This window comes from Streptomyces sp. DSM 15324 (assembly GCF_001514285.1).
GTDB lineage: Bacteria > Actinomycetota > Actinomycetes > Streptomycetales > Streptomycetaceae > Streptomyces.
Genome location: NZ_KQ949023.1, coordinates 1,243,445 through 1,260,479, shown reverse-complemented (window position 1 = coordinate 1,260,479; position 17,035 = coordinate 1,243,445). Strand labels below are relative to the sequence as shown.

Below are 17,035 nucleotides of genomic sequence, written 5' to 3'. Positions count from 1 at the left end.
TCCAAGGGAAACACTCGACGACTGGCGGGCGGACAGTCCGGGGGTCAGCGTCGAAGTCTATGCCTCGCCACTGACACGGAAGCGGCATCCCCGCGTACCTTCACACGGGGGTCGTCGCGGGCACGTTCGCACGGCCCCGCCCGTTGGAGTCGACAGAAACGCTGTCGTACACGTATGCACCAGGAGGCAACCGCGATGTCGGTCACGCAGCTCAACGACGAGCACCGCGGCGAGGAGATCCTCGCCGTCTTCGACACCGCGTTCGGCGAGCTGCTGGCCGCCGACCCGGCCGCGTTCCGGGTGAAGTTCCGCAAGATGGCGGCCTCGGCGTTCGCGTTCTACCGGGGCACGGCGGCGCTCTTCTACCACGACCTGGACGCCGAGAAGCGGGGCGGGCCGTTCCTGGACGACCGCACCTCGCGCGTGTGGATCCACGGCGATCTGCACGCGGAGAACTTCGGCACGTACATGGACTCCACCGGACGGCTGATCTTCAACGTCAACGACTTCGACGAGGCCTACGTCGGCCCCTTCACCTGGGACCTCAAGCGCTTCTCCGCCTCGATCGCCCTCATCGGGTACGCCAAGGCGCTCGGCGACGACCAGATCACCGAGCTGGTGCGGGTGTACGCGGGCGCGTACCGCGACCGGATGCGCGCCCTGGCCACCGGTGCCAAGAGCGACGAGGTCCCGCCGTTCACCCTGGACACCGCCGAGGGCCCGCTGCTGGACGCCCTGCGCGACGCCCGCTCCCTGACCCGTTTCGGGCTGCTGGACTCCATGACGGAGATCCGTGACTTCGAGCGCCGCTTCGCGCCCGGCGGCGGCTCCATAGAGCTGGACGCGGCCACCCGCTACAAGGTCCTCGCGGCCTTCGACGGCTACCTGGAGACGCTGCCGGAGACCTCCCTGGCCCGCCCCGACTCCTACCGGGTGAAGGACGTCGTGGGCCGCCGCGGCATCGGCATCGGCTCGGCGGGCCTGCCGTCGTACAACATCCTCCTGGAGGGCCACAGCGACGCCCTGGAGAACGACGTCGTGATCTACATCAAGCAGGCCCAGACCCCGGCGGTCTCCCGGCACATCACCGACCCGGCGATCCGCGACTACTTCCGGCACGAGGGCCACCGCACGGTGATCTCCCAGCGCGCCCTGCAGCAGCACGCCGACCCGTGGCTGGGCTGGACCGAGCTGGGCGGCGCGGGCCAGCTCGTCGCCGAGGTCTCGCCGTACGCCGTGGACCTGGACTGGGGCGACATCGACGACCCGGAGGAGATCGCGGGCGTCGTCGCCGACCTGGGGCGGGCCACCGCCACCATGCACGCCGCGGCGGACGACACCTCGGGCGAGTCCCTGGTGCCGTTCTCCACCGAGCGGGCCATCGACGCGGCCATCGCCGCCGACGAGGAGGGCTTCGCTCCGCTCCTGGTGGACTTCGCGCACAGCTACGGCGCCCGCGCCCGTGCCGACCACCAGATCTTCGTCGACCTGTTCCGCAACGGCCGCATCCCCGGCCTGTGACGGCGGCCCCGAGAGGGGGCGTCGGCAACAGGTCTCTAACAGTCGGCGTTCTCACAGGGACCTTTTAGGGGTCCCTTACGGGAGGGCGTGACACACTTCCAGCGCAATGGACATATCCGGGACCAGACTCAGAGCCGTACGCGCGGCGCTGTTCACGGCGGTCGTCGTGACGCTCAGCACCGCGTCGCACGTCCTGCTGTCCCGGGCCCCGCTGCCGTTCAACACGGTGGCCGCCGTCGCGGCCGCCGTGTTCGTCCTCGCCCACGCCCTCGCGGGCCGCGAGTGCGGCTTCGGGCGGATCGCCGCCGCGCTGATCCCGCTGGAGCTGGCGGCCGACACGATCTTCACCACCGGCCAGCACGTCTGCTACGGCCGGGCCGGCGGCCCGGTCGCCGGCCCGCTGGCCGCGGTCGGCTGGGACGTGCTGTGCGGGGACGGCAGCCGGGTCGGCATCCCGCTGGCCCGGGTCACCGGCGCCGACCCCGACCGGCTCGCGGGGCTGATGGCCCACACCGACCCGGTCACCGCCTGGCTGCTGCTCGCCGCGCACCTCACCGTCGGCCTGATCGCGGCCGCCTGGCTGCGCCGGGGCGAGCGGGCGCTGGGGCAACTGCTGCGGGCGGCCGGGGCCACCACCTTCCGGCCCCTGCTCCTCGCGGTCCGTGCCGTGACCGTACGACGCGCCCCGGCGGCCCGCCGCCTGCCGCGGCCCGCGCACCGTACGGCCATCGCCCGGGACCTCACCCTCGTGCACTCCCTGGGCCGGCGCGGACCACCGCGCCCGTCCGCCCTCGCCCTCGCCGCCTGAGCGGCACGCCCCGGCGACACCCGAGAACGCCGAGCACGAGCAGTCCCTCACACGTATCCGCGCACGAGCGTGCGCGTCCCCGATGGAGAACACCGACATGAGCAAGCGGAACACCCAGGCGGCGAAGACGGCGGCCCGGGAGCGGCTGCGCATCGAGCGCGAGAAGCAGGCCAAGCGGGCCAAGGCCAAGCGGCAGATCATCGTCGCCGCCTCGGCGGTCGGCGTGCTGGCCGCGGCGGGCGGCATAGGTTACGCCGTGGTCCAGGCCAACAAGCCCAGCTACTGGGAGGAGGCCAAGACCGCCAAGCTGGTCGAGCCGGCCAACACCAGCGGCAAGAACGGCACGACGGTCGTCCTCGGCAAGGCGAGCGCCAAGAAGACCCTCGTGATGTACGAGGACCCGCGCTGCCCGGTCTGCGCCCAGTTCGAGCAGACCGTCGGCGCGACGGTGACGAAGGACTTCGACGCCGGCAAGTTCAAGATCCAGTACGTCGGCGCCACCTTCCTCGACCGCAGCCTCACCGGTGAGGGCTCCAAGAACGCGCTGAGCGCCCTGGGCGCCGCGCTGAACGTCAGCCCCGAGGCGTTCCTCGAGTACAAGACCGCGATGTACTCGGCGAAGTGGCACCCGGACGAGACGACCGACAAGTTCAAGGACGACGCCTACCTCATCAAGGTCGCGGACACCGTCAAGGAGCTGAAGGGCAACACCGCGTTCCAGGACGCGGTGAAGAACGGCACCTACGACCGCTGGGCGCTGGAGATGTCGAAGACCTTCGACGCCAGCGGCGTCTCGGGCACCCCGACCCTGAAGATGGACGGCAAGACGCTGACCGGTCCGGGCGGGAAGAACGCCCCGATGACGGTCGCCGACTTCACCACGGCGATCACGGCGGCCCTCAAGGGCTAGCCCGGGGCGCGGACGCAGAACGCGCAGCCGAAGAGCGGGCGAACTTTTCATGTTCGCCCGCTCTTTCGTCGTACTGGTCAGTAATCTCATCGCCCGTGACCAGTCGACACAGATCAGCCGAGAGCGCCGACACCCCGTCAGAGCGCGCCGACTCGCTGTCCCCCCGCCGCCGTACGGTCGTCAAGGCCGCGGCGGCGACGGCCGTCCTGGCCGGACCGCTCGCCGCGGCGATACCCGCCCGCGCGGCCGCCGAGGCCCCGGCCTTCCTGCACGGTCTCGCCTCCGGCGACCCACTGCCCGACGGCGTCCTGCTGTGGACACGGGTGACGCCCACCGCCGAGGCGGTACCGGGCTCCGGGCTCGGCCCGGACACCGAGGTCGGGTGGGTCGTCGCCACCGACAAGGCCCTGACGAACGTCGTCAGCCGGGGCTCCCTGACCGCGACCGCCGCCTCCGACCACACCGTCAAGGCGGACGTCCGCGGCCTCGCCCCGGCCACCGACTACTGGTTCCGCTTCACCGCGGGTGGCACGAACTCCCCGGTGGCGCGCACCCGCACCGCGCCGGCGGCGGACGCCACGGTGGCCGGTCTGCGCTTCGGCGTGGTCTCCTGCGCCAACTGGGAGGCGGGCTACTTCTCCTCGTACCGCCATCTCGCGGCCCGCGGCGACCTGGACGCCTGGTTGCACCTCGGCGACTACATCTACGAGTACGGCACCGGTGAGTACGCCGCGCGCGGCAGGGTCGTCCGGCAGATCTCGCCCACGCACGAGATCCTCACGCTGGCCGACTACCGCACCCGGCACGGCATGTACAAGACCGACCCCGACCTCCAGGCCCTGCACGCCAAGGCGCCGGTCGTCGCGATCTGGGACGACCACGAGTTCGCCAACGACTCCTGGTCGGGCGGCGCCGAGAACCACACCGAGGGCGCCGAGGGCGCCTGGACGGCCCGTCAGGCGGCGGCCAAGCAGGCCTACTTCGAGTGGATGCCGGTCCGCCCGGCGATCGCCGGCACCACCTACCGCCGACTGCGCTTCGGCAAGCTGGCCGACCTCTCCCTGCTCGACCTGCGATCCTTCCGCTCGCAGCAGGTCAAGGTCGGCAACGGCTCGGTGGACGACCCCGACCGCACCATCACCGGCCGGGCCCAGCTCGACTGGCTGAAGGCCGGGCTGAAGGCGTCCGACACCACCTGGCGGCTGGTCGGCAACTCGGTGATGATCTCGCCGTTCGCCGTCGGCTCCCTCTCCGCCGACCTGTTCAAGCCGCTCGCCAAGCTGCTCGGTCTGCCGCAGGAGGGCATCGGCCTCAACACCGACCAGTGGGACGGCTACACCGACGACCGCCGCGAACTCCTGGCCCATCTGCGCTCGAACGCCATCGGCAACACCGTCTTCCTGACCGGCGACATCCACATGGCGTGGGCCAACGACGTGCCGGTGGACGCCGGGACGTACCCGCTGTCGGCGTCCGCCGCCACGGAGTTCGTGGTCACCTCGGTGACCTCCGACAACCTCGACGACATCGTCAAGGTCCCGGAGGGCACGCTGACCGCCCTCGCCTCGCCGCTCATCCGGGCCGCCAACCGGCACGTCCACTTCGTCGACACCGACCGCCACGGCTACGGCATCCTGGACATCACCGCCGACCGCGCGCAGATGGACTACTACGTGCTGTCCGACCGCACCAGCGCCACCGCGACCTCCTCCTGGTCCCGCTCGTACCGCACGCGCAGCGGGACCCAGAAGGTCGAGCGGACGTACGACCCGGTCTGAGCCGGCCCGATCCGGCCCGATCCGGCCATGATCCGCCAGATCCGGTCAGAGGCTGTCGAGGAAGCCGAGTGCCACCCGCCAGGTGGCCTCGGCGGCCTCCGCGTCCCAGTCCGGGAGCTCGGGGTCGGTGTACAGGTGCCCGGCGCCCGTGTACCGGTAGACCTCCACGTCGGCGCCCGCCCGGCCCATCTGGAGGTACCAGGCGCTCAGCCAGTCGTCGGGCTCGAACGGGTCCGGCTCCGCCACGTGCAGCTGTACCGGCAGCTCGTCCACCGAGGCGTTCGGCGCGAGGTCCGAGGTGCCGTGCAGCAGGAGCAGGCCGCGCGCCTTGTCGTCGCCGAGGGCGAGGGTCTGCGCGATCGCCGCGCCCAGCGAGAACCCGGCGTACACCAGCCCTCTCTCCGAGTAGGGCGCGGCGGCCAGGACGGCTCTCTTCAGCAGCTCGTCCTTGCCGGTCTCCTCCTCGTAGTCCCTGGCCTCCTCCACCGTCTCGAACGTGCGCCCCTCGAAGAGGTCCGGGGTCCACACCTCGTGCCCGGCGGCGCGCAGCCGGTCGGCCGCCGCGCGCACGGCGGGGCGCAGTCCGTGGGCCGAGTGAAAGAGCATGATGTTCATGCGCCCATGGTGCCAGCCGGCACCGACAACGCCCTGTGTGCGTCCCTGCACGGAAGTCACATGTTCAAGGTCCCGCCCGCCCGGTTACTTTCGGGGACATGGAGAACCTGATCCGCCCCGTGATCGTGGTCGGCGGTTCGGTCCTGCTGACCGTCCTCATCGGCTGGGCCACCGACCTACTGCTGCGCAAGGCCGACGCCCGGCACAGTGAGACACCGCTGTGGGGTCTGCTGCGGCGCGGCCGCATCCCGTACCAGCTGGTGCTGTGCGCGGCCCTGCTCAGAGGCTCCTACGACCAGGTGAAGCTGCTGGAGGACCATCGCACCGGCATCGGCCGGGCGCTCACGCTGGTGCTGATCGGCTCGGTGGCCTGGCTGGTGATCCGGATCGCTGCGGCGGTCGTGGAGACGTCGTACTCCCGCTACGCGCGCGTGCACCGCGACCCGGCGCGGGTGCGGCGGGTGCGGACCCAGGTGTCGCTGATCATGCGGGTGGTGTCGGCGATCGTCGGGGTGATGGCGGTGGCGGCGATGCTGCTGACGTTCCCGGCGATGCGGGCGGCGGGCGCCTCGCTGCTGGCCTCGGCCGGCATCCTCGGCATCGTCGCCGGTGTGGCCGCCCAGTCGACCCTGAGCAACATGTTCGCGGGGCTCCAGATCGCCTTCGGCGACATGGTGCGCATCGGCGACACGGTCGTGGTGGACGGCGAGTGGGGCACCGTCGAGGAGATCACGCTGACCTTCCTGACAGTGAGGACCTGGGACGAGCGCCGGATCACCATGCCGGTGTCGTACTTCACCTCCAAGCCGTTCGAGAACTGGTCGCGCGGGACGCCGCAGATGACCGGGATCGTCTACTTCCACGTCGACCACACGGCGCCGGTGGACGCGATGCGCGAGAAGCTGCGGGACATCCTGCGCGAGTGCCCGGCCTGGGACGGCCGGGCCTGCGGGCTGGACGTGACGGACACCACCCCGAACACCCTGCAGGTGCGGGCCCTGGTCACCGCGAAGGACGCGGACGACATCTGGACGGTCCGGGTCACGGTCCGCGAGCAGATGGTCCGCTGGCTGGCCAAGGAGCACCCGTACGCCCTGCCACGCGTCAACACGGCGGACGCGACGCCGCCCCCGGCCCGGATCCCCGGTGCCCGTTCCTCCTCCCCGGACGGGGCCGCGGCACATCACCCGTGACGCGGGGGCTCAGCTGCCGCGTTCGGCGCCGCCGTTGACCTGGACGACCTGGGAGGTGATGTGCGCGGCGCCGGGCGAGGCGAGCCAGTGCAGGGTGGCGGCGACATCTCCCGGCGTCCCGGCCCGCCCGTCGAAGGTCTCGCCGATCAGCCGCTCCCGCCGCGCGGGGTCGATGGCCTCGCCGAAGAACCCGGTGTCCTCGATGTATCCGGGAGCGACGGTGTTGGCGGTGATCCCGCGCGGGCCCAGCTCCCGGGCGAGATCACGGGCGTAGGGGTGCAGGGCGGCCTTGGCACCGGCGTACGCCCCGTTGCCGGACCCTCGGTAGGCCGCGATGGAGCTGATGAACAGCACCCGTCCGCCGGGCGAGGCCAGCCGGTCCTTGAGGGCCTCGGTGAGGAGGGCGGCGGTGAGCGTGTTGATCCGGAAGTTCACGGTCCAGTCGTGGGCGACCCGGTCGAGCGGGTCCTCGCTCGCGCTCGGCGGCTCCAGATGCCCGGCGCCGCCCGCGCCGTGCACCAGCACGTCGACCGTCCCGAACTCCTCCGCGACGAGCCGGGCGACCCCTCTGACCTCGTCGGCCCGGCTCAGGTCGGCGGCGTACACGAGCGCCCCGTCGACGGCCGCCTTCTCCAGCACCTCGCCCCGCCGCCCGAGCAACAGCACCCGTTCCCCGTCCGCAGCGAAGACCCGGGCCGTAGCGAGCCCGATTCCCGTACCACCACCGCTGATCACCACATTGCGTGCCATGATCCGAGGCTAGTGCTGTGAGGAGCCAGGCCGCCCGGCCCCCACACGCCCCCTCACCCGCGTGCGGGGACTCACCGCAGGCTGCGTACGTCCAGCTGGCGCAGCACCCGGTCCACCACCTCCGGGTCCGCCCCCGCCTCACCGCGCGCCGCCAGCACCTCGTGCCGGGCCGCGCTGAGCAGTTCCCCCCGGATCCGCCGCACCCGCTTCAGCCTCCGCACCCGCGCCTCGTGCGCCTCCCGCCGCTCCTCCTCCCCGATCTCGGGACTGATCCGCACCCCGATCTCGTACGCCCTCCGCAGCATCTGCTCGCTCAGCTCCTCCGGCAGCTCCTCCACCTCCTCGATCTCCCGCAGCCGGCGCTTCGCCGCCTTCGCCGCCCGCACCGCCAGCTCCCGCTCGAACGCCTTCTCGCGCTCGGTGTCGGCCCGCACCCCGAGCCGCTTCACCAGCCACGGCAGGGTGAGCCCCTGGAGCACCAGCGTGGCCATGATCACCCCGAACGCGACGAAGATGATCTCGTCGCGGTCCGGGAAGGCGTCCCCCGCCTCCGTCTGAAGCGGAATGGCCAGGGCCAGCGCGACCGACGCGACCCCCCGCATCCCGGACCACCACATGATCACGGTCTCCCGCCAGCCGAGCGGGATGTCCTCGTCGTAGTCGCGCCGCGCGTGCAGCCGTTTGGTCAGCCAGGTCGCCGGCAGCAGCCACGCCAGCCGTACGACGATCACCACGGCCGCGACGATCCCGGCCCAGCCGAGCATCTCGCCCCAGCGGCCGGACGCCGTACGGATCGCGTTGTGCAGTTCGAGCCCGATCAGCCCGAACGCCACCCCGGTCACCAGTGTGTCGACGATGTCCCAGAAGGCGTGCCCGGCGAGCCGGGTGAGCACGTCGTCGGGGTCGGTGGCGTACTCGGCGAGGAACAGCGCGCAGGTCAGCACGGCGAGCACCCCGGAGCCGTGCAGTTCCTCGGCCAGCACGTAGGCGGCGTACGGCACGAGCAGGGTGAGCCCGATCTGGAGGGTCGCGTCGCCGAGCAGGTCGAGCAGCCGGTTGGCGCCCCAGCCGAGCCCGACGCCCACGGCGACCGCGACCACAGCGGACAGCACCAGCTCCAGGGCCGCCTCGCCGGGCACGAAGTCCCCGCTGACGGCGGCGGCGATCGCCACGTGGTAGAGGACGATGGCCGTCACGTCGTTGAACAGACCCTCGCCCTCCAGGATGGAGACGAGCCGGCGCGGCAGCCCGAGCTGTCCGGCGACGGCGGTCGCGGCCACCGGGTCGGGCGGGGCGACCAGGGCGCCGAGAGCGACGGCGGCGGCGACCGGCAGTCCGGGGATCACCGAGTGGGCCACGGCGGCCACACAGACCGTGGTGACGAACACCAGCGCCACGGCGAGCAGGAAGATGGGCCGTTTGTTGGCGGCGAACTGCCGCCAGGACGTGCGCCGTACGGCCGCGTAGAGCAGCGGGGGCAACACCAGCGGCAGGATGAGGTCCGGCGGGACGTCGACGTTGGGCACGAAGTCCAGCACCGCGAGGACGATCCCGAGCAGGGTCATGAGGACCGGCGACGGCAGCCCGAACCGGTCCCCGACCGGGACGCTCACCACGGCCCCGAGCAACAGCACGAACAGCAGGGCCAACTGGTCCACGGGCGGCGCTCCGGACGGCTAGACGATCAAGGGCATCCAGACGTCCAGCCTCGCACGCGCCACCGGTCGCTAGAGAGACCGCCGCATGGACCGGTGCGGAATCCCCGCCTCCAGCTCCTGCGGGCCGTACGCCGTGTACCCCAGCCGTTCGTAGAAGCCGAGGGCCTGGGTCTGCGCGTGCAGGTCGACGGCCGTCAGCCCCCGCGCGCGTGCCGCCTCCTCGACGGCCCGCACCAGCGCGACCCCGACGCCGAGCCCGCGCGCCTCCCGCGCCACGGCCAGCCGCCCGAGCGACCCGACCGCGGGGTCGCCGCCGGTCCGCTGCGCGGCCGCCGCGCCGGTGAGCAGGCGCCCCGTCCCGAGGGGGGTGCCGTCCGCGCGGACCGCCAGCACATGCACCGCCCCGGCGTCGTACTCGTCGTACTCCAGGTCCTCCGGGACGCCCTGCTCGCGGACGAAGACCTCCTTGCGCACGGCGAGACACGCCTCCAGGTCGGCGGGGTCCGCGGCGACCCGCACCGTGTACGCGGGCGTGCCGCTCACCCCCAGGTCTCCTCGCGGACCTGGTCCAGGGCCTTCTGGAGGTCGGCCGGGTAGTCGCTGGCGAACTCCACCCACTGCCCGTCGCCGGGGTGCTCGAAGCCCAGCCGCACGGCGTGCAGCCACTGGCGGGTCAGCCGCAGCCGCTTGGCGAGCGTCGGGTCCGCGCCGTAGGTCAGGTCGCCGACGCAGGGGTGGCGGTGGGCTGACATGTGGACGCGGATCTGGTGCGTCCGGCCGGTCTCCAGCTTCACGTCCAGCAGGGAGGCCGCGCGGAAGGCCTCGATCAGGTCGTAGTGCGTGACGGACGGCTTGCCGTCGGCGGTGACCGCCCACTTGTAGTCGTGGTTCGGATGGCGGCCGATGGGCGCGTCGATGGTGCCGCTGGTGGGGTCCGGGTGCCCCTGGACCAGCGTGTGGTAGCGCTTGTCGACCGTGCGCTCCTTGAACTGGCGCTTGAGCGAGGTGTACGCCCGCTCGGACTTGGCGACCGCCATCAGGCCGGACGTGCCCACGTCGAGGCGGTGCACGATGCCCTGGCGCTCGGCGGCGCCGGAGGTGGAGATCCGGTAGCCGGCGGCGGCCAGCCCGCCGATGACGGTGGGGCCGCTCCAGCCGGGCGAGGGGTGCGCGGCCACACCCACCGGCTTGACGATCACCACGACGTCGTCGTCGTCGTGCACGATCTCCATGCCCTCGACGGGCTCCGCGACGATCTGCACGGGGGCCGGCGCCTGGGGCATCTCGACCTCCAGCCAGGCCCCGCCGTGCACCCGCTCGGACTTGCCGACCACCGAGCCGTCGACCGAGACCTTCCCCGCCGCGGCGAGCTCCGCGGCCTTGGTGCGGGAGAAGCCGAACATGCGGGAGATGGCGGCGTCGACGCGCTCGCCCTCCAGGCCGTCCGGCACGGGCAGGGTACGGATCTCGGGAATCGTGCTCACCCGTCGAGTATGCCGGACGGCTTCCACCGCCCCGTACGGGCCTGTGGACAACCTCGGGGACGGTCGGTCAGTCCTTGTGGACGGTCCCGTCCGGGTCGAGCCCCTTGAAGGACAGCAGCACGATCAGGATGCCGCCGCACACGATCGCCGAGTCGGCGAGGTTGAAGACCGCGAAGTGCTTCGGCGCGATGAAGTCGACGACCGCTCCCTCGAAGACACCCGGCGAGCGGAAGATCCGGTCGGTGAGGTTGCCCAGCGCACCGCCCAGCAGCAGGCCCAGCGCGATCGCCCAGGGCAGGCTGTAGAGCTTGCGGGCGAGCCGCGCGATGACCACGATCACCGCCGTCGCGATGACGGTGAAGATGATCGTGAAGGCCTCGCCGAAGCCGAAGGCCGCGCCCGCGTTGCGGATCGCCTCGAACCTCAGCCAGTCCCCGATGATCTCGATCGGCGCGTGGTGCTCCAGCTTGGCGACCACGATCATCTTGCTGACCAGGTCGATGGCGTACGCGACTGCGGCGACGGCGAAGAGCACGGCGATCCGGCGCTTGCCCCTGGACCGCGCCCCGGTGCTCTCCTGCCCGTCCGGGAGGTCCGGGCCGGAGGACTGCTCCGGCTCGGCTCCCGCCGCCTCTGGGATGTCCGGCGTACCGATGACGCGCTCCGCCTCTGCCACGTGAGTCCCTCAACCTAGGTACCTGACTGAGGACGAGGGTACGACACGCCCCCGCAGCGGCACGCGATCAGTACCGGCGCTCTTGTTTCTGCTTGCACTCGACGCAGAGCGTGGCCCGGGGGAACGCCTGCATCCGGGCCTTGCCGATGGCCCTGCCGCAGTTCTCGCACAGGCCGTAGGTACCGGCGTCCAGCCGTTCCAGGGCGTGCTCGGTCTGGATCAGCATCTCGCGCGCGTTGGCGGCCAGCGCCAGTTCGTGCTCGCGCGTGATGTTCTTCGTCCCGGTGTCCGCCTGGTCGTCGCCCGCGCCGTCCCCGGAGTCCCGCATCAGGCCCACCAGGGCCGTCTCGGAGGAGGCCAGCTCCGCCCGCAGCCGCTCCATCTCGGACTGGAGCTCGTCCCGGGCCTCCTCGACCTCCCCGGGGGTCCAGGGCTCCTCTCCGGGGCGTACCGCGAGTTCGCCGGGTTCCACCGCGGCGGGCCGCGCCTTGGGAACGGCGGTCTTCGCCGCCGTGGCCGTGCCAGGAGTCTTCTTCGCAACCACCGTCGTGGCTCCCGTCTGCTCCGCGGCCGTGGCCGCGCCCACCTTCTTGGCCGTGCTCTTCTTTCCCGCGCCCGCCGTCGCCACGCCCTCGGCGTCCGCGGCCTTGCCGCGGGCGACTGCCTTCCTGCCGCCCGCCCTCTTCCCGGCCGTCTTCTTCCCGGCCGCCCCGGAAGCACCCCCCTCCTCGCCGACCGCCGCCCCTTCCGCGGCGGCCCCCGCCCGAACGGCCCCCTCATCGGCAGCCACCCGGGAAGCCCCCGCGCCCCCACCACGCCCCGCGTTCCCCACGTCCACCTCGGCGGCAGCCGCCGCCTTCCCACCGGCCGCCCTGGAGGCCGCACCCTTCCTGCTGTGCGCCTCGGAAGCAACCGCTTTCCCACGGACCTCCTCGGCAGCCGCCGCCTCCCCGAGAACAGCCGTCCCGGCCGCCGTGCCTTTCCTGCCGGCCGCCTCGGCAAGCGTCTCCTTCCCGCCGGCCGCCTTGGCCGCCGTAGCCTTCCCGCCGACCGCCTCGGAAGCAGCCGCCTTCCCGCCGGCATCCTCAGCAGCCGCCGCCTTCCCACCAGCCGCCGCCTTGGCCGCCGTAGCCTTCCCGCCGGCCGTCCCGGAAGGCGTCGCCTTCGGGCGCGCTTCCTCGGCAGCACCCGCCGCCCCGGCAACCGCAGCCTTCCCACCCCGCGCCGCGGAAACCGCAGCTTTCCCGCCTGCCGCCTTGGAAGCCACGGCTTTCCCGCGCCCGGTCCCGGAAGCCCCGGCTTCCCCGTCGGCCGCATCGGCGACCGCCGCCTTCCTCCCGGCCGTCCGCGCGACGCCCGCCCTCTTCGCGGCCACCGCCTTCTTGCCCGGCACCTCGGAATGCGCCGCCTTCCCACCAGCGGACGTATCGCCACGAGCCGCGCCGCCGGCGCCTGCCGCAGCCGCCGCCTTCCCACCGGCGCCCCCCGAAGCCGCCCTCGTGTCGGTGTTCGCCTTCTTCGGCGTGCCCGCGGCACCGGCCGTGCGCACGGCGGCGGGCTTGCCGCGGGGGGACTTCTCCCCGGTGGTTTTCCTGGCGGGGCTCTCGCGCCCTGCCGGCTTCTCGGCAGCGCCCTGCACGGCGCCCGCCGACCGCGCGGCCCTCGCCTGCGCCGCCGGCTTGTCGGCAGTCACCTTCGGCTGCTCGGCAGTGGTCTTCTTCGCCGCCATGGCCGCGGCCCCTTCACATATGGTGATCTTGTGCGCGAATCGTGCTGGGACGATAAATCGACTTGAGAGCCGCGGCAACGGGGCACACCGCCCGAATCGCCCGCCTCGCGCACGCCACGCGGTCGGCCTGCCTGCGTTGTGCCCAGCTCCCCGACGGGTAATCCGCCCGGCGGGCCGCCCCGGAACGCGAACCCGCGTACCCCGCCGCGGGCCCACCAATCGGGTCACCCCGCGGCGCTCCGGCCACCGCGCCCGGAGACGGCGAAAACCGGTCGGCCGCTGTCCGTGCGGCGCCGTACACTGGGCGGAGCGAGAAGCGTGGATGGGGACGAGTAGCGACGTACGCAGCCCAGAGCGACCCGGGGACGGTGGAAGCCCGGGGGCGAGCGCGACGTGAAGATCACCCCGGAGCCGCCGGAAGAAAGCCGCAGTCCCGACAGAGCGGCGAGTAGAACCGGCATCGCGACCCCAATGAGGGGGCTCACCGGAGCGCAGGGCGCGCCGGAGGGCCAAGGAGGGTGGTACCGCGGGAGCGCGCCGCACACGGCGTAGCAGGAAACGAAGGCTCTCGTCCCTCCGACGGAAGGCAGTACGTCCGCCGGAGGAAGATCGATGACGCAGTACCGACAGGTGCCCGCCCAGGTCGACCTGCCCGCCCTCGAGCACGCCGTGCTCGATTTCTGGCGCGAGCAGAAGATCTTTGCCAAGAGCCTGGAGCAGTCCGAGGGCCGCCCCGAGTGGGTGTTCTACGAGGGCCCGCCCACCGCCAACGGCATGCCGGGCGCCCACCACATCGAGGCGCGCGTCTTCAAGGACGTCTTCCCCCGCTTCCGCACCATGCGCGGCTACCACGTGGCCCGCAAGGCCGGCTGGGACTGCCACGGCCTGCCGGTGGAGCTGGCGGTCGAGAAGGAGCTGGGCTTCGCCGGCAAGAAGGACATCGAGGCGTACGGCATCGCCGAGTTCAACGCCCGGTGCCGGGAGTCCGTGCTGCGCCACACCGACGCCTTCTCCGAGCTGACGACCCGCATGGGCTACTGGGTCGACCTCGACGACGCGTACGTCACGATGGACCCCGAGTACATCGAGTCGGTCTGGTGGTCGCTGAAGGAGATCTTCAACAAGGGGCTGCTGGTCCAGGACCACCGCGTCGCCCCCTGGTGCCCGCGCTGCGGCACGGGCCTGTCCGACCACGAGCTGGCCCAGGGCTACGAGACGGTCGTCGACCCGTCCGTGTACGTCCGTTTCCCGCTCACCTCCGGTCCGCTGGCCGGCCGGGCCGCGCTCCTGGTGTGGACGACGACCCCGTGGACCCTGGTGTCCAACACGGCCGTGGCCGCGCACCCCGAGGTCACCTATGTCGTCGCGACGAACGGCGAGGAGAACCTCGTCGTCGCCGAGCCGCTGGTGGCCAAGGCGCTCGGCGAGGGCTGGGAGACCACCGGTCAGCGCTTCACCGGCGCCGAGATGGAGCGCTGGACCTATCGACGTCCGTTCGAGCTCGTGGAGTTCCCGGCCGAGGCGCATTTCGTCGTCAACGCCGAGTACGTCACGACCGAGGACGGTACGGGCCTGGTGCACCAGTCCCCCGCGTTCGGTGAGGACGACCTCAAGGTCTGCCGCTCCTACGGGCTGCCCGTGGTCAACCCGGTCCGCCCGGACGGCACCTTCGAGGAGTCCGTCCCGATGGTCGGCGGTGTCTTCTTCAAGAAGGCGGACGAACGGCTCACCGAGGACCTCAACCAGCGCGGCCTCCTCTTCAAGCACATCCCGTACGAGCACAGCTACCCGCACTGCTGGCGCTGCCACACCGCGCTCCTCTACTACGCGCAGCCGTCCTGGTACATCCGCACCACCGCGGTCAAGGACCGTCTCCTCCAGGAGAACGAGAAGACCAACTGGTTCCCGGACACGGTCAAGCACGGCCGCTTCGGCGACTGGCTGAACAACAACATCGACTGGGCGCTCTCCCGCAGCCGCTACTGGGGCACCCCGCTGCCGATCTGGCGCTGCGAGGACGACCACCTCACCGTCGTCGGCTCGCGCGCCGAGCTGAGCGAGCTCACCGGCAGCGACCAGTCCGAGCTGGACCCGCACCGCCCGTTCATCGACGCGGTCACCTTCGCCTGCCCGCAGGAGGGCTGCGCACGGACCGCCACGCGCGTGCCGGAGGTCATCGACGCCTGGTACGACTCGGGTTCGATGCCGTTCGCGCAGTGGGGCTACCCGTACAAGAACAAGGACCTGTTCGAGTCCCGCTACCCGGCGCAGTTCATCTCCGAGGCCATCGACCAGACCCGCGGCTGGTTCTACACGCTGATGGCGGTCGGCACCCTGGTCTTCGACAAGTCCTCGTACGAGAACGTCGTGTGCCTCGGTCACATCCTCGCCGAGGACGGCCGCAAGATGTCCAAGCACCTCGGCAACATCCTGCAGCCGATCCCGCTCATGGACCAGCACGGCGCCGACGCCGTCCGCTGGTTCATGGCCGCCGGCGGCTCCCCCTGGGCGGCCCGCCGCGTCGGCCACGGCACCATCCAGGAGGTCGTCCGCAAGACGCTCCTCACGTACTGGAACACGGTCGCCTTCCAGGCCCTGTACGCCCGCACGTCCGCGTGGGCGCCCAGCGCGGCCGACCCGGCGCCCGCCGAGCGCCCGCTGCTCGACCGCTGGCTGCTCTCCGAGCTGCACGCGCTGACCGACCAGGTGACCCAGGCGCTGGAGGCGTACGACACCCAGCGCGCCGGCAAGCTGCTCTCGGCGTTCGTCGACGACCTGTCCAACTGGTACGTCCGCCGCTCGCGCCGCCGCTTCTGGCAGGGCGACAAGGCGGCGCTGCGCACCCTGCACGAGGTCGTGGAGACGGTCACCAAGCTGATGGCCCCGCTGACCCCGTTCATCACCGAGCGGGTCTGGCAGGACCTGGTCGTGCCCGTCACCCCGGGCGCCCCGGAGTCCGTGCACCTCGCCGACTGGCCCGAGGCCGACCTGAGCGCGATCGACCCGGAGCTGTCGAAGCAGATGGTCCTGGTCCGCCGCCTGGTGGAGCTGGGTCGCGCCACGCGCGCGGAGTCGGGCGTCAAGACCCGCCAGCCGCTCAGCCGTGCCCTCGTCGGCGCGGCCGGCTTCGACGCGCTCTCCCCCGAACTGCACACGCAGATCACCGAGGAGCTGAACGTCGAGTCCCTCGCCTCCCTCTCCGAGGTGGGCGGGTCGCTGGTGGACACCACCGCCAAGGCCAACTTCCGGGCCCTCGGCAAGCGGTTCGGCAAGCGCGTCCAGGAGGTGGCCAAGGCCGTCGCGAACGCGGACGCGGCCGCGCTGTCCCTCGCCCTGCGTGAGGGCACCGCCTCGGTGGACGTGGACGGCGAGACGATCACCCTCGCCCCCGACGAGGTCATCATCACCGAGACCCCGCGCGAGGGCTGGTCCGTCGCCTCCGACTCGGGCGCCACCGTCGCCCTGGACCTGGAGATCACCGAGGAGCTGCGCCGCGCCGGCCTCGCCCGGGACGCGATCCGGCTGATCCAGGAGGCCCGCAAGAACAGCGGCCTCGACGTCGCCGACCGCATCGCGCTGCGCTGGACCGCGACCGACCCGGCGACCGTCGACGCGCTCACCGGTCACGCCGGGCTGATCGCCGACGAGGTCCTGGCGACGGACTTCGCCCGGGGCGAGGCGGATGAGACGTACGGCACGTCGTTCACCGACGAGGGCCTGACGCTGACGTTCCGCCTGCGCAAGGCGTAAGGGCGTACGAGAGGGGCCCGGTCTCCAGGAGACCGGGCCCCTCGTGTTCACCGCCCGCCACACCCGTCACCACCTGCACCATCGTCAACACGCGTAAAAAGGGCGGGACCCCGGATCGGAATCCGGGGCCCGCCCTTTGAACGCTGCCGACGCCTAAGGCGTA

At 72.0% G+C, this 17,035-nt stretch carries 13 protein-coding genes; 6 read left to right on the top strand and 7 right to left on the bottom strand.

The window, feature by feature from the left end; all coding sequences use genetic code 11:
* Window positions 1-195: 195 nt before the first annotated feature.
* The 4 genes from AQJ58_RS05530 to AQJ58_RS05515 all read left to right on the top strand — a co-directional run bounded on the left by AQJ58_RS05530 (window position 196) and on the right by AQJ58_RS05515 (window position 5,017).
* On the top strand, window positions 196-1,521 hold the full coding sequence (locus AQJ58_RS05530; protein ID WP_067245257.1) for a DUF2252 domain-containing protein: 1,326 nt from the start codon (window positions 196-198) through the stop codon (window positions 1,519-1,521).
* 106 nt (window positions 1,522-1,627) lie between these two features.
* Entirely contained in the window at window positions 1,628-2,329 is a 702-nt protein-coding gene (locus tag AQJ58_RS05525; RefSeq protein ID WP_067245255.1) for a hypothetical protein, read from the top strand.
* A 97-nt stretch (window positions 2,330-2,426) separates the two neighbouring features.
* The gene (locus tag AQJ58_RS05520) at window positions 2,427-3,239 is read left to right on the top strand and encodes a thioredoxin domain-containing protein (protein ID WP_067245831.1); all 813 of its coding nucleotides are present in this window, start codon (window positions 2,427-2,429) and stop codon (window positions 3,237-3,239) included.
* Between the two features lie 95 nt (window positions 3,240-3,334).
* Window positions 3,335-5,017 (top strand): alkaline phosphatase D family protein, encoded by a 1,683-nt coding sequence (locus AQJ58_RS05515; protein ID WP_067245254.1) that lies wholly within the window; start codon window positions 3,335-3,337, stop codon window positions 5,015-5,017.
* Window positions 5,018-5,062: 45 nt separating this feature from the next.
* Here AQJ58_RS05515 and AQJ58_RS05510 read toward each other — a convergent pair whose 3' ends face one another.
* Window positions 5,063-5,632 carry a dienelactone hydrolase family protein gene (locus tag AQJ58_RS05510; RefSeq protein WP_067245252.1) on the bottom strand — a complete coding sequence of 190 codons (570 nt, stop codon included), beginning with the start codon at window positions 5,630-5,632 and terminating at the stop codon, window positions 5,063-5,065.
* A 98-nt stretch (window positions 5,633-5,730) separates the two neighbouring features.
* Between AQJ58_RS05510 and AQJ58_RS05505 the strand changes: the two genes are divergently transcribed.
* The gene (locus AQJ58_RS05505; RefSeq protein ID WP_067245250.1) at window positions 5,731-6,825 is read left to right on the top strand and encodes a mechanosensitive ion channel family protein; all 1,095 of its coding nucleotides are present in this window, start codon (window positions 5,731-5,733) and stop codon (window positions 6,823-6,825) included.
* Window positions 6,826-6,834: 9 nt separating this feature from the next.
* Here the strand turns inward: AQJ58_RS05505 and AQJ58_RS05500 are convergent, their stop codons facing one another.
* From AQJ58_RS05500 to AQJ58_RS05475, 6 genes are all read right to left on the bottom strand, one after another.
* Entirely contained in the window at window positions 6,835-7,575 is a 741-nt protein-coding gene (locus tag AQJ58_RS05500; RefSeq protein ID WP_067245248.1) for an SDR family NAD(P)-dependent oxidoreductase, read from the bottom strand.
* Between the two features lie 71 nt (window positions 7,576-7,646).
* Window positions 7,647-9,233: a Na+/H+ antiporter gene (locus AQJ58_RS05495; RefSeq protein WP_067245246.1), complete on the bottom strand. Its 1,587-nt coding sequence runs from the start codon at window positions 9,231-9,233 to the stop codon at window positions 7,647-7,649.
* 69 nt (window positions 9,234-9,302) lie between these two features.
* Window positions 9,303-9,776, bottom strand: coding sequence for a GNAT family N-acetyltransferase (locus tag AQJ58_RS05490; RefSeq protein WP_067245244.1), 474 nt, complete (start codon window positions 9,774-9,776; stop codon window positions 9,303-9,305).
* The gene (locus AQJ58_RS05485) at window positions 9,773-10,717 is read right to left on the bottom strand and encodes an RluA family pseudouridine synthase (protein WP_067245243.1); all 945 of its coding nucleotides are present in this window, start codon (window positions 10,715-10,717) and stop codon (window positions 9,773-9,775) included. The genes AQJ58_RS05490 and AQJ58_RS05485 overlap by 4 nt, the downstream gene beginning before the upstream one ends.
* A gap of 67 nt (window positions 10,718-10,784) precedes the next feature.
* Window positions 10,785-11,393 (bottom strand): signal peptidase II, encoded by a 609-nt coding sequence (lspA, locus tag AQJ58_RS05480; protein WP_067245241.1) that lies wholly within the window; start codon window positions 11,391-11,393, stop codon window positions 10,785-10,787.
* A gap of 67 nt (window positions 11,394-11,460) precedes the next feature.
* Complete coding sequence (locus tag AQJ58_RS05475; protein ID WP_420712136.1) at window positions 11,461-12,768, bottom strand: TraR/DksA family transcriptional regulator; 1,308 nt, start codon at window positions 12,766-12,768, stop codon at window positions 11,461-11,463.
* Between the two features lie 966 nt (window positions 12,769-13,734).
* Here AQJ58_RS05475 and ileS point away from each other — a divergent pair.
* A complete protein-coding gene (ileS, locus tag AQJ58_RS05470) occupies window positions 13,735-16,872 on the top strand; it encodes an isoleucine--tRNA ligase (RefSeq protein ID WP_067245239.1) in 3,138 nt (1,045 codons plus the stop codon).
* Window positions 16,873-17,035 lie beyond the last annotated feature (163 nt).

Excerpts from the sequence above, each read along its gene's own strand:
- AQJ58_RS05530 (WP_067245257.1), top strand. The coding sequence starts at position 196 with ATGTCGGTCACGCAGCTCAACGACGAGCACCGCGGCGAGGAGATCCTC.
- AQJ58_RS05525 (WP_067245255.1), top strand. The coding sequence starts at position 1,628 with ATGGACATATCCGGGACCAGACTCAGAGCCGTACGCGCGGCGCTGTTC.
- AQJ58_RS05520 (WP_067245831.1), top strand. The coding sequence starts at position 2,427 with ATGAGCAAGCGGAACACCCAGGCGGCGAAGACGGCGGCCCGGGAGCGG.
- AQJ58_RS05510 (WP_067245252.1), bottom strand. The coding sequence starts at position 5,632 with ATGAACATCATGCTCTTTCACTCGGCCCACGGACTGCGCCCCGCCGTG.
- AQJ58_RS05505 (WP_067245250.1), top strand. The coding sequence starts at position 5,731 with ATGGAGAACCTGATCCGCCCCGTGATCGTGGTCGGCGGTTCGGTCCTG.
- AQJ58_RS05500 (WP_067245248.1), bottom strand. The coding sequence starts at position 7,575 with ATGGCACGCAATGTGGTGATCAGCGGTGGTGGTACGGGAATCGGGCTC.
- ileS (WP_067245239.1), top strand. The coding sequence starts at position 13,735 with ATGACGCAGTACCGACAGGTGCCCGCCCAGGTCGACCTGCCCGCCCTC.